This is a genomic window from Ureibacillus galli (assembly GCF_014836845.1).
GTDB classification, from domain to species: Bacteria; Bacillota; Bacilli; order Bacillales_A; family Planococcaceae; genus Ureibacillus; species Ureibacillus galli.
Map to the genome: position 1 here is coordinate 133,686 of NZ_JACSQA010000001.1, position 22,822 is coordinate 156,507.

General features: G+C 33.9%; 22 protein-coding genes. 7 read left to right on the plus strand and 15 right to left on the minus strand.

Annotated features, from left to right (window positions below):
* Window positions 1-100 precede the first annotated feature (100 nt).
* Complete coding sequence (locus H9636_RS00660; RefSeq protein ID WP_191705729.1) at window positions 101-1,747, plus strand: MutS-related protein; 1,647 nt, start codon at window positions 101-103, stop codon at window positions 1,745-1,747.
* Between the two features lie 60 nt (window positions 1,748-1,807).
* On the opposite strand, the gene H9636_RS00665 is transcribed toward H9636_RS00660, so the two are convergent.
* The gene (locus H9636_RS00665; RefSeq protein WP_191705730.1) at window positions 1,808-2,260 is read right to left on the minus strand and encodes a GNAT family N-acetyltransferase; all 453 of its coding nucleotides are present in this window, start codon (window positions 2,258-2,260) and stop codon (window positions 1,808-1,810) included.
* Window positions 2,261-2,378: 118 nt separating this feature from the next.
* Window positions 2,379-2,867, minus strand: a complete 489-nt coding sequence (locus H9636_RS00670) for an HXXEE domain-containing protein (protein WP_191705731.1) — start codon at window positions 2,865-2,867, stop codon at window positions 2,379-2,381.
* A 347-nt stretch (window positions 2,868-3,214) separates the two neighbouring features.
* Here H9636_RS00670 and H9636_RS00675 point away from each other — a divergent pair, with 347 nt between their 5' ends.
* Window positions 3,215-3,415 carry a cold-shock protein gene (locus H9636_RS00675; protein WP_122970966.1) on the plus strand — a complete coding sequence of 67 codons (201 nt, stop codon included), beginning with the start codon at window positions 3,215-3,217 and terminating at the stop codon, window positions 3,413-3,415.
* 115 nt (window positions 3,416-3,530) lie between these two features.
* Here the strand turns inward: H9636_RS00675 and H9636_RS00680 are convergent, their stop codons facing one another.
* From H9636_RS00680 to H9636_RS00690, 3 genes are read right to left on the minus strand one after another with little or no spacing between them, the layout of a single operon-like run.
* Complete coding sequence (locus H9636_RS00680) at window positions 3,531-4,967, minus strand: M20 family metallopeptidase (protein WP_191705732.1); 1,437 nt, start codon at window positions 4,965-4,967, stop codon at window positions 3,531-3,533.
* Window positions 4,960-6,270, minus strand: a complete 1,311-nt coding sequence (locus H9636_RS00685) for an amidohydrolase (protein WP_191705733.1) — start codon at window positions 6,268-6,270, stop codon at window positions 4,960-4,962. The genes H9636_RS00680 and H9636_RS00685 overlap by 8 nt, the downstream gene beginning before the upstream one ends.
* A 13-nt stretch (window positions 6,271-6,283) precedes the next feature.
* A complete protein-coding gene (locus H9636_RS00690) occupies window positions 6,284-7,816 on the minus strand; it encodes an AbgT family transporter (protein WP_191705734.1) in 1,533 nt (510 codons plus the stop codon).
* A gap of 108 nt (window positions 7,817-7,924) precedes the next feature.
* On the opposite strand from H9636_RS00690, the gene H9636_RS00695 reads away from it, so the two are divergent.
* Window positions 7,925-9,235, plus strand: a complete 1,311-nt coding sequence (locus H9636_RS00695) for a helix-turn-helix domain-containing protein (protein ID WP_191705735.1) — start codon at window positions 7,925-7,927, stop codon at window positions 9,233-9,235.
* Window positions 9,236-9,287: 52 nt separating this feature from the next.
* Here H9636_RS00695 and H9636_RS00700 read toward each other — a convergent pair whose 3' ends face one another.
* From H9636_RS00700 to H9636_RS00715, 4 genes are all read right to left on the minus strand, one after another.
* Window positions 9,288-9,713 (minus strand): HIT family protein, encoded by a 426-nt coding sequence (locus H9636_RS00700; protein WP_191705736.1) that lies wholly within the window; start codon window positions 9,711-9,713, stop codon window positions 9,288-9,290.
* Window positions 9,714-9,932: 219 nt separating this feature from the next.
* Window positions 9,933-10,703 (minus strand): VOC family protein, encoded by a 771-nt coding sequence (locus tag H9636_RS00705; RefSeq protein WP_191705737.1) that lies wholly within the window; start codon window positions 10,701-10,703, stop codon window positions 9,933-9,935.
* Window positions 10,704-10,743: 40 nt separating this feature from the next.
* Entirely contained in the window at window positions 10,744-11,262 is a 519-nt protein-coding gene (locus H9636_RS00710) for a YbaK/EbsC family protein (protein ID WP_191705738.1), read from the minus strand.
* An 86-nt stretch (window positions 11,263-11,348) separates the two neighbouring features.
* Window positions 11,349-12,023 (minus strand): phosphopantothenoylcysteine decarboxylase domain-containing protein, encoded by a 675-nt coding sequence (locus H9636_RS00715; protein ID WP_191705739.1) that lies wholly within the window; start codon window positions 12,021-12,023, stop codon window positions 11,349-11,351.
* A gap of 327 nt (window positions 12,024-12,350) precedes the next feature.
* Between H9636_RS00715 and H9636_RS00720 the strand changes: the two genes are divergently transcribed.
* A complete protein-coding gene (locus H9636_RS00720) occupies window positions 12,351-13,337 on the plus strand; it encodes a YecA family protein (protein WP_191705740.1) in 987 nt (328 codons plus the stop codon).
* Window positions 13,338-13,488: 151 nt separating this feature from the next.
* Here H9636_RS00720 and H9636_RS00725 read toward each other — a convergent pair whose 3' ends face one another.
* Entirely contained in the window at window positions 13,489-13,683 is a 195-nt protein-coding gene (locus H9636_RS00725) for a zinc-finger domain-containing protein (RefSeq protein ID WP_122970957.1), read from the minus strand.
* A gap of 154 nt (window positions 13,684-13,837) precedes the next feature.
* Here H9636_RS00725 and H9636_RS00730 point away from each other — a divergent pair, with 154 nt between their 5' ends.
* The gene (locus H9636_RS00730) at window positions 13,838-14,227 is read left to right on the plus strand and encodes a ribonuclease HI family protein (RefSeq protein WP_191705741.1); all 390 of its coding nucleotides are present in this window, start codon (window positions 13,838-13,840) and stop codon (window positions 14,225-14,227) included.
* 146 nt (window positions 14,228-14,373) lie between these two features.
* Here the strand turns inward: H9636_RS00730 and coaW are convergent, their stop codons facing one another.
* Together coaW and H9636_RS00740 are read right to left on the minus strand one after the other, a co-directional pair.
* Complete coding sequence (coaW, locus tag H9636_RS00735) at window positions 14,374-15,216, minus strand: type II pantothenate kinase (protein WP_191705742.1); 843 nt, start codon at window positions 15,214-15,216, stop codon at window positions 14,374-14,376.
* A gap of 130 nt (window positions 15,217-15,346) precedes the next feature.
* Complete coding sequence (locus H9636_RS00740; RefSeq protein WP_191705743.1) at window positions 15,347-16,405, minus strand: exonuclease domain-containing protein; 1,059 nt, start codon at window positions 16,403-16,405, stop codon at window positions 15,347-15,349.
* 355 nt (window positions 16,406-16,760) lie between these two features.
* On the opposite strand from H9636_RS00740, the gene H9636_RS00745 reads away from it, so the two are divergent.
* Window positions 16,761-17,588: a squalene/phytoene synthase family protein gene (locus H9636_RS00745; protein ID WP_191705744.1), complete on the plus strand. Its 828-nt coding sequence runs from the start codon at window positions 16,761-16,763 to the stop codon at window positions 17,586-17,588.
* A gap of 40 nt (window positions 17,589-17,628) precedes the next feature.
* Here the strand turns inward: H9636_RS00745 and H9636_RS00750 are convergent, their stop codons facing one another.
* Both H9636_RS00750 and H9636_RS00755 read right to left on the minus strand, forming a co-directional pair.
* Entirely contained in the window at window positions 17,629-18,945 is a 1,317-nt protein-coding gene (locus H9636_RS00750; protein ID WP_191705745.1) for a D-serine ammonia-lyase, read from the minus strand.
* Window positions 18,945-19,409 (minus strand): YaiI/YqxD family protein, encoded by a 465-nt coding sequence (locus H9636_RS00755; RefSeq protein WP_191705921.1) that lies wholly within the window; start codon window positions 19,407-19,409, stop codon window positions 18,945-18,947. The genes H9636_RS00750 and H9636_RS00755 overlap by 1 nt, the downstream gene beginning before the upstream one ends.
* Window positions 19,410-19,571: 162 nt before the next feature.
* On the opposite strand from H9636_RS00755, the gene pepF reads away from it, so the two are divergent.
* The gene (gene pepF / locus H9636_RS00760) at window positions 19,572-21,380 is read left to right on the plus strand and encodes an oligoendopeptidase F (RefSeq protein ID WP_191705746.1); all 1,809 of its coding nucleotides are present in this window, start codon (window positions 19,572-19,574) and stop codon (window positions 21,378-21,380) included.
* 53 nt (window positions 21,381-21,433) lie between these two features.
* Here the strand turns inward: pepF and H9636_RS00765 are convergent, their stop codons facing one another.
* A complete protein-coding gene (locus tag H9636_RS00765) occupies window positions 21,434-22,642 on the minus strand; it encodes an NAD(P)-dependent malic enzyme (RefSeq protein WP_191705747.1) in 1,209 nt (402 codons plus the stop codon).
* Between the last annotated feature and the right edge of the window lie 180 nt (window positions 22,643-22,822).

Sequence of the window (22,822 nt, forward strand, 5' to 3'; positions counted from 1 at the left end):
TAAAATTGGCTAGGAGTTACAAGGAAATGAAGATTTTATTAATTATTTTAAAAAAATATGGTATATTGGAGTAAATTTTCCAACAAGCGAGGATCAAGCATTGTATATTTTAATTAGTATAACTTTATTGTTTGGCATCTATTTATACATAAATTTTACGCAAAAGAAAAAGATTGAAAAAATTATTGAAGCAGAGTGGAAAGAAAAAAAGATACTTTCTTCACGGGACAATATGAAATCTGTTGCTACTTATTGGATGAAGCATAGTAAAAATTCAAACTATCTAGGTGTAGATTCTATTACGTGGCATGATTTATCAATGGATGATGTTTTCCATAAAATCAACTATACCCAAACCTCTGTAGGTTCAGAATATTTATACGATCAGTTACATCGAATTCAGCTTAGCGATAATCAACAAAATGAATCACTTTATGAATTAATGAGTAAAGACCATCGTTTACGTAATCGCTTATTATTCGAATTAAAAAAACTCGGAAAACGAAATTACGTAGATTCTTCATCCTTTTTCCGAGAAAGTTTTGGAAATATTCGGCATATTTGGTTATATATTGGGTGTAGTTTTTTGCCTATTATTTCCATTATCGTCGCTATTTTTAACTTAAAAATAGGGATTATTTCTATTTTTTTCTCGATACTATTAAACATTTCCATATACTATACGAATAAATTAAAACTTGACAGTAATTTATATGGTACTTCTTATGTAGCGAATATGATTGCAACAGGAAAAAAATTATCGAAAATAAACGATAAAAATTTCCAACCGTATGCGACGAAAATCATTCAATCTATTAAACCTATTAGAAAATTTTTATTTTTTGAGAAAATCATTTCTCTCGGCAGAGGAACTGGAGAATTTGAAGGATTATTTGAATATGTACGAATTATTTTCCTTTTAGATTTTATTTCTTATTACTATATGATTCGAATGTTACAAAGCCATAAAGCCCAATATAAAACTCTTTGGCAGACGATTGGTGAACTAGATTCAGGTATCGCCGTTGCTTATTATCGGCATTCTTTAGATGATTATTGTAAACCTACTTTTATTGAAGAGGAAGAAATCATTTTTCATGAAATGTATCACCCTTTAATTAAAGATCCTGTTAAAAACTCCTCTCATCTTAATAAATTAACTTTGATAACGGGATCCAACGCATCTGGTAAATCTACATATATGAAGGCTGTTGCCATTAATGCCATCTTAGCCCAAACGATCAATACGGTTTTGGCCAATCAATGGTCTATGAAGCCCAGTTTTGTAATCTCTTCTATGGCAGTTCAAGATAACGTAATAGAAGGGGACAGCTATTTTAAAGCAGAAATAAAATCTCTCAAAAGAATTACTAAGTTGATTGATTCAAAAATTCCTTGCTTGTCCTTTATCGATGAAATATTAAGGGGAACAAATACGATTGAACGGATTGCTGCTTCCGCTTCAATAATGGAGTGGCTTTCAACTAAAAATGGGATGAATTTGATAGCTTCCCATGATATCGAATTAACAAACATTGCCCATTCTATATACGATAACTATCATTTTCGTGAAATCGTTAAAGAAAATGGAATCTTCTTTGACTATAAAATCCATCCTGGTCCTTCTTCAACTAAAAATGCCATTAAGTTACTTGAAGTAATGGATTTTCCTTTACTAGTTACAGAAAGAGCACACAATTTAGCGAATGATTTTGAAAACAATCGTATATGGCAAATACTATCTTAAATTTAAGAAAGTGAAGAAAACACAAATCATTTGTTCTCTTCACTTTTTACCATTATGGAGCTATAGCTCTCTTGATAACCGGATCATATCTTTACATTGAATTCCATTTTCATAAATTTCTTCATGATAATGTTTGACAAAAAAGTCAATATCAATTCCAACTATTCGAAAACCACATTTTTGATAGAGTGCCAACTGTCCAATGCTCGAATTTCCTGTACCAAGTTCAATCATTTGATAGCCTTTCGACCTGGCCACTTGAATTGCATCCAATACTAACTGTTTTCCAATTCCTTTGCCCTGTTGATCTTCTGCAACGGCGACATTCACTAATTCAACTGTTTTAGGTCTTGTTGGAAGCAAAACATAAACACCAATTATCTTTTCCCCGCTCTCTGCTACAAAACAATCTCCACGCTTCATATAATCTTTAACTATCTCTTCAGAAGGATCTGCCAACAGGAATAATTCCATTGGCGCCTTTTCTCCTGCATTTAATTGTCTAATTTTCATAAATATCACCTTTATTAATTTGTATCAGTTTTTAAAATTTTCCCCATTACTTTATTATTCGTTTTAGTGATGAACCACTGTTTGTAGGAAGCCGTTATGTCATGTCCTAATAGAGATGTTATTCATCAATTTTGTTGAGTAATCGTTTTCCTACTTTAAATAAAATTGGTATTAGACTTAACAATACTATACCAACGATGATGGTTGATATAAATAACCCAGTGAGTGTTATTTCGTTTTCTTGAATAAATCGAACGATGATCATACTATTAATTGGTATGTTTAATAATATTCCCGTTACAACACCAGGTGCATATCGTCTCAATAAGATTGTTGCAAGCAAATGGGGGAAAATGGCGTTTACCACCATTGAACCGAGAAAGCCGATTAACATGTATTTAATTAAGTTTAAATTTGGGTATAGTAAAAAAAGAAAAGTGATAAGATACGCTAAAGAAGTAATGATAATGACCGCAAAATGGAATTCATCTTTCCCAACAGGTTTATGAAATTTTGAAACTTGTTGAGACCAAGCTGGTAACCATAATGCTTCTTCTAAATTATGTAATGTTATAGCAAATAAAAACAAAATAACTAGCTCTTCCAATACTTTCCTCCTTTACTCATCACTTACAATAAGTGTTATTTATAATATATTGAAATGGAATTTTCACAATTACGCTTAAAAAAAGAAATGATTGAATATCCTAATAGTATAAAAACTTTTTTGGAAAGTACTAATAAAAAAAGAATGAACTTCTTTTACTAATCGTAGTACTTCAATATTAAAATAGATTAAATAATCACTTGAAATTTACAGCCATTTTTTTCCTTTTCATTTATTTACTTAAATGTCAAAATGTTGACACTATTTTTATAATAATGTATATTTTAATTCGTAACAAGCTTATAATAAAGGATGCCATTACTATGGAATAGGAGGAGAACGCCTCTATGCACCAAGGAAAAGTAAAATGGTTCAATAACGAAAAGGGTTACGGTTTTATTGAGTGTAACGATGGTGAAGACGTTTTCGTTCACTTCACTGGCATTAAAGAAGAAGGATTTCGTACATTGGAAGAAGGGCAAGCGGTATCATTTGATATCGTAGAAGGCAACAGAGGCCCCCAAGCTTCAAATGTTGTTAAATTATAGAGAGATAGATACCAGTCAAAATGTTGACTGGTTTTTTATTTTGTTTCATAAAAGAGCAGATTCAGTCATTTAAACTGAACCTACTCTTTTGAAATTTTTAAAGAATTATTCCTTATTAACCGTACATATTTGGAACAACTTCCTTTGGAATCGGGTTAATATAAGTATCTTTCACTTCGTCTCGTAATTCTTTTTTTGCTTGCTCAATTAAACTTGGATTTTGTAAAAGCTCTAAAGCCGTTAATGCAAGTACTTTACTTGCATAAATCATCCCTTTGTGAGCAAGACCCGTTTTTCCTTGTGAAACAAGCTGCCAGCTATGAAGTGGTGTACCTAGCACAAAACAAGTAGCAAAGAATTGGGCAGTTGGTACAACCCAACTCACATCCGCCACATCAGTAGAGCCTGCCATAGTAGCCTTCGACTGTTGATAAGGAACAACTTCAGGGTAAAATACGGATTCCCTCCCCTTTCCATTAACAGCAAGGCTTTTTTCAGACATCGTTTTGATTTCTTCCAGGGCACTGGAAAATTCAGCAAGGCTGATTGTTTCGGCCATTTTCGTTGCATATTGTAATTCATCTTTATTATAAGTTGGTAACCCTACCAATTGTAACTTTTTGTAAATAATTCGGTTAATTGTATCGTTTGGAATATAATTCGAACATGCTTTATCAAATTTTATTTTTACTTTCGTTTCCGTCATTAATGCAGCGCCCTCTGCAATTTTTACAATTCGCTTATAAATATCATCTACTTCTTGAATCGTATTCGCACGGATTAAATACAATACTTCCGCCTCTGCTTGGACGACGTTTGGGGACATTCCACCAGAGTTTGTAATGGCATAATGGACTTTTGCATCCTTTGAAATATGTTCCCTTAAATAATTCACACCCACATTCATCAATTCAACTGCATCTAACGCACTTCTGCCTAAGTGTGGCGAATTGGCCGCATGGGAAGCAATTCCTTCAAACTCAAAATATACTTGATAGTTTGCAAGGGAGGAGAAATTAAATACACTCGTAAAGGAGTTCGGGTGCCAAGTTAATGCAACATCTACATGATTAAATACTCCTTCACGAACCATAAAGGTTTTACCCGAACCACCCTCTTCTGCTGGACATCCGAAATAGTGAATTCTACCAACAACTTCTCCTTTATCAATTAGATCTTTTAATACAACAACTGCTCCAATACCAGCAGTCCCTAGTAGATTATGACCGCAACCGTGCCCGTTACCACCGTCAATAAGTGGCTCTCTAACTGGACTAGCTGCTTTTTGACTTAACCCTGGAAGAGCATCATATTCTCCCAAAATACCAATAACAGGACCTTCTGTACCGTATTTAGCCACAAAGGCAGTATCGATACCACCTACACCCATTTCAATTTGAAAACCAATTTGTTCCAAATAAGTTGTTAAAACTTTTACTGACTCTTTTTCTTTAAACCGAGTTTCAGGTATTTCCCAAATACGATCAGAAAGTTTGATTAAATCCTGTTCATATCGATGATATAAATTTTCAATATCCTCCAAATTAGCCATTCCTCTTCATCTCCTCATAAATTTTGAATGGCACGTTTAACCAAATTTCAAGGGCGGATAACATATCATCTTCTTCAATATCAAATTTTTCGTGATGATGATCAGCAGCTAAATTTGTCCCTATAATGGAATAACATGCTAATCCACCTTGTTCTTGTACATGTTTCATAAAAAACGTAGCATCCTCAGAACCGGAATTAAATTCCTTATACTCAACAATTTCCTTAACTGAAGGTTGGAATGTTGCCGTTTCCTTTAATATTTTGGCCAATCTTTGATCCGATGGAATATTTAATGCATATCCTACTTTTTCTAAATGAATTTCAACGTCATACATTGCACGAATCCCATTGAAAATCTCTTGAACTCGTTTTTCATAAAAATCATGAATGGCCGTCGTTTCTCCACGAATTTCAAATTCCATTTTTGCAAGTGATGGTATAATATTTCGTCCACTTCCCGCCTGTAACGTTCCTACGTTCATACGCGCTACACCTTCACTATGGGGAGGCAAACTATGTAAAGCGAGTGTTGCTTGGGCACTAGCTAACAAAGCGTTTTTTCCCCTTTCAGCATTGACACCTGAATGAGCAGCAACACCTTTAATCGTTACATCAAATTTTGATGTGGCTAAAAAACCTTCTACTCCTGCAACAAATGTCCCTTTTGGTACACCCGTTCCAATATGAAGGGCAAATAAATAATCGATTTTTTCTAATAAAGGAGAAGAAACGATCGCACTTCCTCCCCTTACCCCTTCTTCAGCAGGTTGGAAAATAAGAATAAACTTTCCACGGAGCATTTCTTTTCTTTTCATTAATTGTTCCGCCAAACCTAACCCGATTGTTGCATGACTATCATGACCACAAGCATGCATAAACCCTTCATTTTGAGAACGGAAATGTAACTTTTCTGGCACATGATCTGCATCACAAGACTCAAGAATAGGTAGTGCATCGATATCTACACGGTAAGCAATGGTTGGACCCTCAATTCCTGTGTCGAAGGTTGCAATGACACCCGTTTTCCCAGCTTCCATTTTTTCTAACCATTTTGTTGGAACGCTACTATCCAATGCTTTTTGGTAAAAAGCTTTTGCTAACGATTGATCAGGTACACCTAATGAAATACCGTTCACAATCTCTTTCCCTACATAAACATCATATCCCCAAGCTTCAAGTTTATCGGCGATAATAGCAGAAGTACGAAACTCTAACCATCCTGGTTCAGGAAATTTGTGAAAATCCCTTCTCCATTCTTTTAAAACTTGTAAATAATTTTTATCTATCGTAAGAAAATTCATTGAACGTCATCTCCTATTTTAATAAGTAGTGAACACCCGGACCAATTGGAATATTAAACATGACAAACACTAACATTAAAATGATCCATGCAATTAAGAAAACAATTGTGTATGGAATCATCAATGACATTAAAGTACCGATTCCTGCTCTTTTGTTATAAATAAGCATGAAGCCTAGTATAATCGCAAAATATTGATTTAGTGGCGTTACCATATTTGTAGAAGATTCACCTATACGGTAAGCTAATTGAACAAAGGCAGGATGGTACCCTAATAACATAAAAGTTGGTACGAAAATTGGTGCAACAAGTGACCAAAGGGCAGACCCACTTATAATAAATAAACTTAGAACTGCAACAAGCAATGTGAATAACACAATTGCAAAGACATTTGTTAAATTAATAGAAGTTAAAAGATTTGCTAAGTGGACAGCCATCCATGTGGCGATATTCGTCCAGTTAAAATATCCGATAAATTGGCCAATCATAAAAATTAATACGATATAACTAGAAAGATCGCGAATCGCTTCCGCCATAATATTCGGAACATCAGCAATTTTTTCAATTTTTCGAACCGATACACCGTATGTAATACCCGTTATTAAGAAAAAGGCAAAAAGGATTGGTACAATGCCTGATAAAAATGGTGAACGTAATAATGTACCATCATCATTTAATAACGGTGAATTAGGAATAAACATTAAAACTAAAATTAAACCGATAAATAGTAAAGCAGCGATTCCTGTATTGCGTAGAGCTTTGTTCTCTAATGGCGTTAAATCGTGTAAATCTGCTTTCTTTTCTCCATCATATTTTCCTAAACGTGGTTCTACAAATTTATCTGTAACGAGAGCACCTAAAAATGCTAATAAAAATGTGGATGCACTCATAAAGAACCAGTTATCTAATGGTGAAACGACCATCGTACTATCAATGGACTTAGCGATTTCTGTTGTAATACCCGAAAGTAATGCGTCAGTACCGGCAACTAATATATTTGCTGTAAAACCAATACCAGCACCAGCTAGTCCAGCTGCTAAACCGGCTAAAGGATGTCTTCCTAAAGATAAAAAGACTAAAGCAGCTAAAGGAGGAATGACTACAAAGGCAGCATCCGAAGCTATATTCCCTAAAATACCAATGAAAACGACCATAAATGTTACGATTCGTTTAGGTGTTTTAGTAATTGCCTTTGTCATTAATGCAGAAAATAGTCCTACTCGTTCTGATAAACCAATACCGAGCATCATTGTTAATACTAATCCTAACGGTGCAAAACCAGTAAAGTTTGTTAACGTATTATCTAAAATATAGCGAATGCCTTCTTTTGAGAGCAAATTGTTAACGGTTACGGTTTCACCCGTATTAGGATGAATAACAGAGGCATTCATTACGCCTAAAATAAATGAAATTGCAATGAGAATAAGTGTAAGATAGAAGAACAGCATAAATGGATGAGGTAATTTATTACCGATTTTTTCAACAGTATTTAAAAACTTGTTGAAAGCTCCATTTTTAGCAATTTCCATTTCCGGATTGTTTTTCATATTTCTTTATTTCCCCCTTTTCTATTTTCGGACTATTTTTTACAATGTCTTTAAATTAGGTTAAAATATTTTGAAAATTACCACAATAGTGACAATGGAGGATATTAAATGTATAACGTATGCGCCTTTTCGACTAAATATTCATACAGATGGTTAAAAAAATGTGAAACGATTCAAATTGATAATATTAATCTGCAAATCTTCTTTTATGAGAATCTAACCGAATTAGAAGAAGCCTTTTTAGAAAAAGTGAAAACCTTTGACGGAATTATTTTCAGTGGCCAGATTCCTTACTTACATATCCAAAGAAATCATCCTGAACATTTTTCTAAAGTACCATGTGCCTATTTTGATATTTCCGAACGGGACTTTTATTTTAAAATCGCAGAAATCCAATATAAGTACCCTGACTTTTCATTTAAGCATTGCATTATTGATTTTTTATATAAAGAGAATAATTATTTAAGATTAAAGGAAATTTTATCACCAGAAGATTTTCCATACTTACTAGGAGATACGGTCGAAGTCTTTGGACATCCAAATGCATACGATGTCGTATATGAAGCCCATTCGAAACTTTGGGAGGAGCAGAAGGTACGTTTTTCCTTAACTCGGTTAACAAATTTACATTCTTTTTTTGAAGACCAAAATATTAATCTCATTCTTGTCACTCCAACTTTAGAAAGTATGAAATCAACCATTTTAGAATTGTTGAAAGAGATTGAAGTAGCTGATTTAATGAACAGTCAAGTCGTGGCTGGTTTTTTAGAATTTTCAATGTCTCAAAATGATCCAACTGAAATTGAATACCGACAAATTGCCCTCTATAAAGCGATATTAGATTTTAATCGAAAATTAGGAATCTCTCTAATCACATATCGAAGTGCAATCCATTACGAATTAATTACGAACTATAAAGACTTTTTATTCATTACGAACAATCAGGAAATGTGTTCTCTCGTTGAGTTTTTAAGAAATCAGTTATCCTTTAAAGTGAAAATCGGTTGGGGAATCGGCAAAACGTTACAAGAAGCACGAATACAAGCGGAAAAAGCCGCTACCTATTGTACCGGTTCGCTTACAGAGGCATATATTTTAACAAAAGAAAATCAACTTATTGGGCCATTGGATGGCAATGCTACCGTTGCGATGAACGACCTCGATAACGATAAATTGGAAAAAATTGCGGAAGACACAAATATATCCTTACTTCATTTACAAAAAATATATGGTTTAGTTTATAAGCTAAAACGAGAAGCAATTACAGCTGAAGATTTGAGCATCCATCTATCCGTTTCAATTCGTACGGCTAATCGATTATTAAAAAGACTAGAAGAAACGAATTATGCAACTTCTGTTACAAATAAGGTAACAAAAGCAAAAGGTCGGCCTAGTAAAATTTATCATTTCAACTTTTAACTTATGATCAATACATGTTTTGGAAAAGAGGGATTTAAAAAGGTATTGGATTTTATTCCAATACCTTTATCATTTTAATCATCTTTCTTTTTGTCTGTTCCAGTTTATTATCTTCCTCGGTGTAGGTTGCCCCATCCTCTATATAAAAATCTGCAAAATTTTGCCCTTCATACCTCGGAACAATATGCATATGAAAATGGGTTAATTCATCAAAGATTCCACCATTTTGGCAAATAGTAATTCCATCAGGTTGAAACAATTTCTTTATAGCTTTTGAAATTATTTTCGATGCTTTCATTAACGAGTTTGTTGTATTATCGTCAAGTTCATCAAAGAACCGAGTATGTTTTTTTGGTAATAATAATACATGCCCTTCATTAAAAGGTTGATGGTCTAAAATACAACAGATATCATTGTCTTCAAATACGACATGAACGTTTTCTTTTTTATTTGCTAATTGACAACCGGAACAGCTCATGAGTGCTACTCCCCTTTATACGAAAAATTATTAAAATATTGGAAACAATGATATGAAAAATAGAATGAAAAACGTTAACAACCATTCTAGAGTAATCGCCTTTCATTCATAGATTTACAAAAAATAAGTCCCATTCAAAATTATTGTCACTTTCTTTCTAGTAATCTTTTATGTGACTATAGGAAAAATGCTTCCATATAGATGGTATATTCAATTAAATTATTCTCCCACCGTAAATTGGTACAATCCACCTTCTATTTCTTCCTGTTTTTCTTTATTAGCACCGGATATAACAACTTGGACTATTTTATTTTGTTCCTCTTCTTCCTGTAGGTTCTTATAAAAGGTAAAGTTACAATTGGCAGTTTTTAATGTAATAGTTGAATGATTCTTTTCGACCGTAAATCCGAAAACGTCCGCCCATTTTTGAGCCACATGTAAGTCATCTACCTGATATACTACTTCTGAAATTCGAAGGTTGCCTAAAGGGTGGCTTCCAATTGTACCCCTTTTTACCAATTCATCAAAACGAATTTCGTCCCTTTCTTCCCACTGAATTAAAAACGGCCAATCCAACTTCGTTTCCTCTTCACCAATATGTAATAATTTCCAAGTTAATATAGAGCCATCGGGACGAGTTCGGGAAAAGGTTTCTGGTCCATAAACAACTAAACCTAATTGGCGTAAACGATGAGCATCTTCTTCAATCGAATTTGTTCGCAAAGCCATTCGTGTAAATCCATTTCTGCGATTATGCTTTTCATAAGATTCATGTAATGTGTATGGTTTCTTTGCTGCTCTTTCAAACAATTCATTATGAAAAATCCCAATGAATTCGATATATGACAACCCAAAGTAACAAAGCGTGTTATAAGTACCCCACATTTCATGTTTACCACCATCAACTGTATAAAGCCCCATTTCCTTAGTGCGATTTAGAAGGTTTTCAGGCTTTTCTACAAAATGTACAATATGATCGAATAAATACATGATTAGCCCCTTTCTTTTGGCTATTTTAAATAAACGGATATTAATAACTTCCCTTTTCTTCAACCATGTTAGATTCAGTTAAACTTTCATCCCATTCTTTACTTACATCTACCCAAGCTTTAGCGCCCGAATAATCCTCCAATTCGTTACATGTTAATTCGATTGCGGAATGATTATTACCGCATGCAGGAAAAACCGTTGTAAAACGTTTCAAGGACTTATCCAAATACACATTCAAATCCTTCGCTAATCCAAAAGGGCATACACCTCCAACCGGATGTCCTGTTTGTTCTTCTACTTCATCAGCATTCAACATTTTCGCCTTCGTGTCAAATTCGGCCCGAAATTTTTGATTATCGATCTTTGCATCCCCTGCCGTAACGACTAAAAATCCATTTCCATCTTTATCTTTAAAAGATAACGTTTTGGCAATTTTAGCTGGAATAACATCTAATACAATAGCAGCTTGCTCTACCGTAGCACTAATTTTGTCAAAAACTAAAATATCTTGTGCACGATGAAACTTTTCTAAATGTTCTTTAACACTTTGGAATGACATTAAATCAGCCCTTTCAAGAAATTGTATAAACAGAAATTTCTGAAATTTATTGATAGAAAAGACTAGAACACTCTAGTCTTAAAAAACTATTTACTTGTTAATATTTCTATTAGCTTTTTAGCCGTTTTTTCTTTACCTTCTATCTTTAATACTTCCCCGCTTTTTGAAACAATAAAATGAGGTTCTTCTGTTCCGTAAAGGGAATTAGAACTGTTGGCAACCATATATTCTGCATTGGAAGAATCCATTCTTAACTTTGCACGCTCAATTAAATAATCAACATTATCCGTTGCCTCTAACTTAAAACCAATTAATGTTGTTTCTGGTGACCAACCTTTAATTTCCCCTAACACTTTTGGTGCTTTTTTAAAATGAATAATCGGTGGTTCTTCCGAAGGCATTTTCCCTTTCTCCTCGATCAAATGACCTGATTGATCATAAACTTTATCAATGACCCAATCTGAACCAGCAGCAGCCATAATAACAAAATCGACCATTTCTTTTTGTACAATCGATTTCAATTTATCAGCTAAATCTTCAATTCCTTCAAATACCACTGTTCGCATTTTTGCAACATTTTGCGGAAGGTTCGCAAAATAGCCGTGCATATAAATCACTTCTGCTCCTGCAGCAAAAGCTTCCTCTGCAAGGAAACAACCCATCGTTCCTTTTGATAAGTTTGTATGGCCTCGCACCCGATCCCACTTTTCTAATGTACCACCACTTGTAATTAATACTTTCTTACCTTGTAACGTTTTCAACCGTATCACCTAATTTTATTGTAGTTAATTTCTTTTTATCATTTACTATATTGCCATTATATATGAATCCTTGGCTAGATGATATATTTCGGTTTTGAATGATTTCTCATAGGAAAAACTAGTATTTTTCTATTAAATCGTTTTTTAATTCTATTTTTCCCAAATAAAACATATAAATAATAATAAGTCCGATATTTCAAATAGTTTAAAATAAACTTTCATTTTTCAACAGATAGTAATTTTCGATATTATTATGAATGCATAGTAATAAAATTACTAAATCCATGTAAACGATTCAACTAGATTTAAAGAAAAGGAAGTGTTCGTATGGTAGGACGTAACGACCCATGTCCATGTGGTAGTGGAAAAAAATACAAAAAGTGCTGTGAAGGTAACGAACAAGTTACGACCGAGCAAGTATTTTTAGAAGAAATAGAACAAGTTCTTCAAACTTTTTATAACATATATCCCGAAAGAAAAGATGTAAAGGATTACTTAAATATTGTTGAAGAATGGTCACCCCAATTAGAAACCCATTTACAACGTGAGTTAATCGAAGCGGTCGCCCTTGACGACTTCTTCTTCCATAAACGATTAGATATTTGGACAAGTTATATCAAACGAACTGTTAAGAAAACGATTCGCCCAGCAATTGTAGAATTGTTAAACCAATGGCATAAGCCACAAATGTTTATCGGAGAAGTCGAAGCTGTTGAGGAACGATATTTTAAGGCGGTAGGTTCCATTACAAAAGAAGCGATTTATATTCGTCGGGAATCAAACCGTGTCATACCAGAAGGAATGCAAGTTTTTGCCTTTTTATTACCTGATGGATCTAAAAAAGAAAATCATTACTTAGCTGTGTCTACATTAATTTTCTTCCCAACAAATTATAAACAAGCCTTTGAAAACTTTGCAAAGACCTATGAAGATTCTAAACAAACTGTTGAGCAATTTTTACAAAATCATCATTTGCAATTTTGGACTAGTCTAGTCGCTTCAGGGTATAGTGGAGAAGAATATTCATCATTTGAAATCGAAGTCGTAGAACAAGCAAAACAATTTTTAGAGGAACGTCAAATCGAAGCGAATCAATTATTAGAACAATTAGAGGATTATTTAGTAGTTAAAAAACCAAAAGCTAGAAAAGCTTCAGCGATTGCGGCTGGTGCCATTCGTTTCGGACAAGAAAAGGATCTATTTAATGGTGCTACATTTACAATCAAAGAAATTGCTGAATCCTTCGGAGTATCTTCCTCCTCATTAAATAAATATTATCAAGAACTTCTTGAATACAACACCGTTTTAATTTAATAGAACTGGCCAAGTCCTATAGGTAAAATTACTACCTATAGGACTTTTTTGATTGTTCCTAAAATAAAAAATCGCCCCCCCTGGGAGACGACCTTATTTATATAATGTATATGAACGAAAAGTAAGTTGTAATTTTTATTTGTTTTCCTATTTACTTCTTTTCATAAATTTTCATTAATTCATTTCCTAAAAATTGTAATTGTTCTCCTACCGAACATTGTTCAATGCAAAAACGGTGTGCACCCGATTTCCCTCTCTTATTGCGTAAATCCCGCTTAATTGGACAGTCGTTGCAATAAGTATCGGTTAATTCGTCAATATCTTTAATAACTGTATTTTTATTCACAATACTCCCCCTTTACACAACGTTTTCCTATTTTACTACTAACATTTTTCTTTTGTCAAAGTAGATGCTGCTTTAAACTTACGAAAAAAATTTATCATTTCCCCATAAGTAAGTTATAATATGTTCAAAATAATGATGAAAAAGTAGGGATAGTTTGTTAGAAGTTTATATCGACGGTGCTAGTGCTGGAAATCCAGGACCAAGTGGCATTGGCATCTTTATTAAAGGTGAAGGTCATCACATTAAAATAAGCGAATATATCGGTGAAACAAATAATCACATTGCAGAATTTATCGCCTTACATCGAGGATTGGAAGAGGCAATTAAATTAGGCTCTTCCTTTATTTCCGTTCGATCTGATTCAAAAATTGTTGTTTCCTCTATTGAAAAACAATATGTGAAAAACGAACAATATAAACCTTTTTTAGAAAAATCCCTTCTCTTGTCGGAACAATTTGATTTATTTTTTATCAAATGGATTCCCGATAACGAAAATAAAGCAGCGGATGCTTTAGCTCGTGAGGCGATATTAAAGGCAAAATAATTGGTCATTTTATTATGTTCAATTTCCCGCCATCAATAAACACTTCATAAAAAACTGTTTTTTGTATATGCTATGCAAGTCAAGCTAAAATGCACAGGTTAAAAGGCTTTCAAGCAAGTAAAAATTGCTTAAAAGCCTTTCATTTATCATTGTGTAATTTGTGATTGTTCCACCTTGTTTAGTAAAGCTCCAATAGCACCTGTAAAACCGCAATCGTCTAAGAAGACAGGTTTATGTTTTTTCAATATTGTATAATTGGAGATGACTTCTTTTAAATGTTCATTATTTGTTAAAGTTGATCCGATGTAAATAATTTCATTCGCCTTTTTCTCTTCGGCAAATTGAATACTTAAAGTCGTAATTACCTCTCCAACTAGACCTTGTATAGTCGCTAATAGATCTTTTATTTCATATTTTGTATCTTTTAAAATACTTACATTCCCAAAATTACTTGCAGTTAAATGTCCTTCGATGGGGGGTTCCATTCCTTGGAAAATATCTTTTACAAATAAATCTATATTTTCTCGGCTACCTAAAGCTGCATTTGAAGTAATTTCATTGAAATCAGAAACACCGGTCATTATCGTTGAAAGTCCCGTTAATGTACCACCGCCGATTCCCGTACCTCCTACTCGGATATGGCTATAACCTTCCATATAGTGAATAGAAGTCCCTGTACCAATATTTGAAATGATGGCATTTTCAATATCGTAGCCACTTTTATTTAATAAATACTTAACTCCTTTAAATGTTGCTTCAAACTCCACTAAATATTGAATGGATTTCATTGTTTTTAACACATTCAATAATTGTTTTGTTCGGCCACCCGTTAACCCAATTTCTTCTATATGAGGATGCTTTTCAAGCCAAGTTTTTACTTTTGAAAAATCATTGGACGGAAATATTTCAAAGGCCATTTCATTTTGCTCATTAATATAAGCTAATTTTGTTAAAGTTCCCCCTGCATCAATACCAATTACATTTTGCATAAAAGTTCTCCTTTATTTTCTCCCTTTATAAACTTTAACTGTCTTATTACTATTGTGCAATGATTTTATCTTATTTCAATTCAATGATTTTACAAAATTGGAATTTAAGAAAAAATCTTTTACCATCTATTTAAATGTCCACTTTTTCCTTTACAAATAAATTTCTCTTCTCAAATTCTGCTATAATTTCCTTTTCATACTTCGTCATCAACTGTTGAAGTTTATTTTCATAAGTCGTAACAGAAGAATGATGAATGGTAAACTCGTTAACTGCCTCGTCATTTTGAAGTAAATGTTGTAATGTCATGACCTCTGTTTTAGGAAATACTGCATGGTGTAAACGATTAATTTTCGCTAGTTGTTTTAAACCACTTCGAGTGATTAAAACTTTATCTTGTATATCATTAATCATCATTTTAATAAATGATTCGACTTCCTGATTAGGTTGAATCATCGTGCGATGTATTGTTTCGATATCCCCGTCTTCCAACTCTTTATGTTCTTCTTTTATCTCAAAAAATAGTTGTTTATGAATTGTTTTTATCGATTGTACATCCACAAAAGTTGGCCATACTCGCCCTGAAATATAAGAAAGATATAAGTCATATGTTTCTTCCTGTTGCCGGAATTCACTTAAAATTAATCCAAATTGATCCGTTCTTTGTTTCTCAATTAACTCTTCACCATTGGCTTCTTTGAAAATATGAAACAAGCTAATCGCATCAGCAAGAGCACGGTGGTTTATATCTGTAGTAATGTCATATTGCTCTAATAATTTCATAAGACTTGGTTGCTCTTTTAGCTGATTTTCAATCATATATTTTTGTTGAAAATCAATTATTGGATATAAAAAACGAACATCCATATGATTTCGTATAAGTTCCTCTTCTAAAACTTTTCGATCGAATTCACCAAAGGTAACGAATATGGAATTCTTTCCACACCATTTCATAAATTTAGGCATCACTAACTTAAAGGGGGGAGCATTTAACAATTGTCCAGTTGTAATACCTGTTAACTTTTGAATATGGGCATTTAATTTTTTAAATTTATACGGTTGAATTAGCTGCGAAAAACGTTCAATCGTTCCATCTGGCAACCATTTAATTGCACCGATTTCAATAATGTGTTGTTGGCCACGGATTAATGTAGCCTCTACATCGACAAAAATGTAAGTATTTTTACGCACCATCATTCCACCTTTTAACTGTTCGAGAAACACAATTGTTTATATATAAAAATATTAAACAAGATCAAATTCTTACTATATTGATATATTTAAACTTTCACCATCTATTACAAAAAAATGTTGCTTCTCTCTTGTTATTTATCATTTTTTATTGTAACGAAATTTTATAATATTGACATAACAATGTCACAAAGACATTATATCACCTATAAAAGTAGAATATAATCACTTTTAATAGGAGAAACATTATTATACAAAATTAATTTCTTGTAAAATTTTAGAGTTTCTATTTCTCAATTGAAGAAAATTAATGTAACATAGTATAGATGGATGTTATGAACGGAGGAACATGTGAATGAATGACAAAGAACTCCTAAGAGATGCAATGCGAGTATTAAAAGAAACGAGTCGTACTTTTTATATTCCCATTACATTTTTACAAAAAGAGTTAAAAACGGCTGTTGCAACTGCTTATTTAATGATGCGTGCGATTGATGAAATTGAAGATAATGAACATGCAGAAGTAACAAACGAATTAAAATACGCCATGTTAACAGATGTTAGTACCCTGTTAAAAGAGGAAACTTTTAATGAGGAGAAATATTTAGAAATTCTTCATCCTGTGAAGGAATTTCTGCCTGAGGTTACTTTACGTCTTGCCGATTGGATTCGTTTAATTCCAACAGGGGCAGAACAAATCGTTAAAAATGCAACGAGAGAAATGGCAGAAGGTATGGGTAAATGGTCAAAATCTAACTTCCAAGTTCGTACGAAAGAAGACTTAGATGAATATACATATTATGTAGCTGGACTAGTCGGAGTCATGCTTTCAGAACTTTGGGAATGGAACGCAGGTATAAAAACCGATCGAGATTTAGCGATTGGCTACGGGCGCGGCTTACAATTAGTAAATATTTTACGTAATCAACAAGAAGATATGACAGAACGTGGTGTAAGCTTCGTTCCGGAAGGGTGGACACGTAACGATCTATTTGCTTATGCTGAAGAAAACTTGGAAAAAGCCGATCTATATATGAAAGACATTCATAAACGGTCTATTCTGTTGTTCTGTCGTCTACCCCTTGCGTTAGCCCACAAAACGTTAAAGGCTATGAAAAATGGCAAGGAAAAAATGACAAGAGAAGAAGTTGAAAGTACTGTAAAAGAAGTACAAGCTGAATAAATAAAAATGCCCTAGACGAAATCGTTTCGGGCATTTTTTTCTATATTTTTTGTAAATATTGCTGCCGTTGATCCATCGGCACCATATTGCCACCGGTAGACCAAATTAGATGGGTTGCTTGTTCCATTTTATTTAATAATTGATATCTATTTAAATATTGTTGCCCTCGTTTAAATAAACTAATGGGTCCGTAAACTCCTGCATGGGCAGATGGCTCTGCAAAAATTTGTTCAATTCCATTTAGCGCCCGTAAACTTTCAAATAAAAAGGTATCATCCACCGTATAACAGCCACTAATAATCGGCTCCATTATTTTCCCGACAAACTTTGAAGCCCTGCCAACAGCCAATCCATCTGCTTCTGTTTTATTATTTAACCCTATGTCAACAACAGAAATGTTATCATGCAAACCCGTCATCATACCGATTAACATACAAGGGGATTGAAGAGGTTCACCAAAGAAAATATGTACATGTTCCCCATACAGTTGCTTTAATCCATAAGCAACTCCACCAGGACCTCCACCTACACCACAAGGTAAATAAACAAATAACGGATGGTTGGCGTCAATTATTATATTCGCATCTTTCAATTGCTTTTGTAATCTCAAAGCTGCAACTGCATAACCGGAAAATAAATCTTGTGAGTTTTCATCATCGATAAAATGACACTTCGGATCTAACTCTGCTTGTTTTCTTCCCTCTTCCACCGCTTTACTATAATCAGAGGCATATTCAATGACCTCTACACCTTTATGCCGTAGTAATTGTTTTTTCCATTCCTTTGCATCAGCAGACATGTGTACGGTTACTTGAAAGCCAAGCTTTGCTCCTATCATCCCAATGCTTAACCCTAAATTTCCGGTTGAACCGACCGCAATTTTATATTGATTAAAAAACTTTCTAAAAGATTCTGAATGAAAAATAGAATAATTATCTTCTAAACGGATCAATTGATGTTCTAAAGCAAGATGTTCTGCAAATTTTAATACTTCGTAAATTCCCCCTCTCGCCTTAATCGAACCAGATATAGGCAAGGCGTGGTCACATTTTAACAATAATTTACCTTGAATGTTAACATCCCCTATATGCTGCATCCAGTGCCTTAAACTTGAAATATCTTTTATTTCCGATTCAATGATACCGTCACAATTTTCAGTTTCAGGAAAGGCAACTTTTAAATAGGACGAAAAACGTTTCAATCTTTGTTCCGCTTCTAATACTTTGTCAAAGGTGAAAGCTTCAACTAATTCATGTTCCTTTTCATACTGATTGAGCCATAAAACACACTTCAGCGAAGCCATTTCCTTTAATAGTGGATATTGTTGATATAATTGATTCACCCGCTCCTTTTCCATCATATCCCTCCATTTCCTTTTGCTAATATAGCTTGTTTACAAATGCGTTGAAATGAATTTTCAAAGTTCACATTATTTTGTTCTGTACGTTTTTTTGGCCCCTTTGTTCTCCCTCCAGCCCGTCTTACTTTTGCGTTTTCATATCGGATAGCTAACAACTGATCGATATTCTCTGACGTCATTTCTCTACCGTTTTGATCCACAACAAAGGCCCCTTTTGCTATACACATTGCTGCAAGACCATAATCTTGGGTAATGACAATATCATATTTCTTTATGGCATTAACAAGTTTAAAATCTACCGAATCGGGTCCTTTTGGTACCATAACCGTTACCGCTTGGTCCCTTTCAATCCGATGAGATGTATCACAAAATAATATTGGTTTTATATCGTACTGTGATGCGACAGATAAGGCTAAATCAATAACTGGACATGCATCTGCATCAATTAACAATTGTAAAATATCCGTTCCCCTCCTTTTATAAAATCATTTTACATTGAATGATTCCATTATATTCTATCGAATTTAACAAATTAAATGTTCGAATTTTCACTCAATAGATATTCATAATGAAAAGTTTATGGTACAATTTATTTCGACTACCGGAATAAGGGAGGAATAGGAATGTTAAAAAGAAGCGAAGTAAAATTAGAAGAAACTTGGGATTTATCCCCTCTTTTTGAAACAGAACAAGCTTTTGAAGAAGCAATAAAAACCGTTCTTGAAATATCCAATCAAATGGAAGAAGAATTTAAAGGGAAAATCGATAATGCAAAGCAAGTTGTATCCGTTCTAACAGCTTATCAAAACCTATACGAAAAAATGGTGCCAATTTCTACCTACTCAAGCCTCTCACTAAGTGAAGATCAAACAAATGATGAAGCACAAATGCGTTCAGCTAAGGTAGGGCAACATTATTCAAAAATTAGCGCCCAACTTTCATTCATTACAAGTGAACTTCTACAATTGAATGAAGACGTTCTAACAGAGGCTAAAAAGTTAGCACCTCAATTTAAACATTACATTGACGACGTATTACGTCAAAAACCTTATCAATTACACCCAGAGGCAGAAAAAGCTTTAGCTGCTTTCGGTTCTACCTTTAACGGACCTTACGAATTGTATAATACGACAAAATTAGTAGATATGAAGTTTGACAATTTTGAAGTAAATGGTGAAAGTTATCCACTTAGCTACAATTCCTTTGAAGGTGATTGGGAATTGGAAAGTGATACAGCGATTCGCCGAGCTGCATTCGAAGCTTTCTCTAGTAAGCTTCGTGATTATCAACATACAACAGCTAAAACTTATGACAATCATTTAAAAATTGAAAAAACAGATGCTGATTTACGTGGTTTCAATTCTGTTTTTGATGCACTGTTATTTGATCAAAAGGTTGATCGCGAACTATATAACCGTCAAATTGATCTAATTACAACAGAATTAGCTCCACATATGCGCCGCTATGCGAAGCTGTTACAAAAAGTACATGGATTAGAGAAAATGACTTTTGCGGATTTAAAGATTTCCTTAGACCCAACATATGAACCAAAAATTTCAATCGAGGAATCGCGCCAATACATGCTCGACGGATTAGCAGTGATGGGTGAAGATTATCAAAACATGTTAAACCGCTCCTTCGATGAGCGTTGGATTGATTTTGCCCAAAATCAAGGTAAATCAACAGGTGCTTTCTGTTCTAGCCCATATGGTTATCATCCATACATTTTAATCTCATGGACGAGCCGTATGAACGAAGTATTTGTTTTAGCCCACGAATTAGGTCATGCTGGTCATTTCTATTTAGCTCATAGCGAACAAAACATATTCAATTCACGACCTTCTTTATACTTTATTGAAGCACCTTCTACAATGAATGAAATGTTGATGGCTAATCATTTACTTGCGAATTCAAATGATCCTCGATTTAAACGTTGGGTTATTTCAACAATTGTCGCTCGTACTTATTATCATAATTTCGTTACCCATTTACTTGAAGCTGCTTACCAACGTAAAGTGTATGAGATTATCGATGAAGGTGGTAGTGTGAACGCATCGATTTTAAATCAAATTAAACGAAATGTACTAGAAGAATTCTGGGGTGACTCCGTTGAAATTACGGAGGGTGCAGAGCTTACATGGATGCGTCAGCCTCACTATTATATGGGCTTATACCCATACACTTACTCAGCTGGTCTAACAATTGCTACTCAAGTTTCACAACGAATTCTTCAAGAAGGCGAAACGGCAGTACAAGATTGGATTAAAGTATTAAAAACTGGTGGAACAAAAACTCCTGTAGAACTTGCTAAAATGGCTGGTGTCGATATTACAACTGATCAACCTTTAAAAGATACGATTGCATATATCGGCTCTTTAATTGACCAACTTGAACAATTAACAAACGAATTAGTTGAGGAAACAAAAGCATAATGAAAAAAGACTACACGGGTCTATTTGAAAAAATAGATCCTGTAGTCTTTTTTTTAAATTACTATTTCGCTATTTAATGACTGTTTGTATAAAGTAGATACCCCTGTTTGAATAGCTGTTTTCCCCACCGCTTGTGCCACGACTTGAGCTACTCGTTCATCCATCGATTTTGGAATAATAAAGTCCTCACTTAACTCTTCATCAGAAACTAACGAAGCAATCGCTTCGACTGCGGCTAACTTCATTTCTTCATTAATGGCAGTTGCTCTTACGTCTAAGGCACCTCTAAATATCCCTGGAAAAGCTAACATATTATTTACTTGATTTGGATAATCTGAACGTCCTGTTCCAATTACACGAACTCCCCAAGCCTTTGCATTTTCATAGGTGATTTCTGGATTTGGATTTGCCAAGGCAAATACGATGGAATCAGCATTCATTAATTGAATATGCTCTTTTGTCAATAAATTAGCTACTGAAACGCCAATAAATACATCTGCCCCAATTAATGCATCAAGAAGACTGCCTTGTAAATTTTCAGGATTCGTTAAATGGGCGATTTTTTCTTTCATTGGATTCATTCCAGTTGGTCGACCACTATAAATAATGCCCTTTGTATCACAAATAACGACATTGTTAAATCCTAAATGTAGTAAAATACGTAATATGGCAATACCAGCTGCTCCTGCCCCATTAATGACAATTTTCATCTGTTCTATTTTTTTACCGACTAATTTCATCGCGTTCAATAATCCAGCACCTACCACGATTGCTGTTCCATGTTGATCATCGTGAAAAACCGGAATATTACACTCATTTCGTAATCGTTCTTCAATTTCAAAACAACGTGGCGCCGAAATATCTTCTAAATTAATCGCTCCAAAGGTTGGGGAAATGAGTTTTACCGTTTGAACAATTTCATCAACATCCTTTGTATTTAAACAAATTGGCACCGCATCGACATTACTAAATCTTTTTAGTAACAATGCTTTACCTTCCATAACCGGTAATGATGCCTCTGGTCCAATATCTCCTAGTCCGAGCACTGCTGAACCATCCGTTACCACCGCCACAAGATTCCCCTTCATAGTGTAGTCATAAACAGTGGATGGATCTTGTTGAATTTCTAAACATGGTGCTGCAACTCCTGGCGAATAAGCTAAACTTAAATCGTACGTATCCTTTAATGGTACTTTTGATCGAATCTCCATTTTCCCTTTATATTGACTGTGCATTTCAATTGATTTTTTCATTAAATCCATTATACCCACCCTTTCCAAATTCCAAATTGGTTTATATAGTTTTGAATAATATCGCTTTAACAAAACAGAGTCAACAAAAAGTAGCGATAATTCGTATATTAAATTGAAAAAACGTTATTATTGCAATGATAATTGCATTTGCTCATTTTTTCACAACTGTAATTTCCATCAATTTTTCCA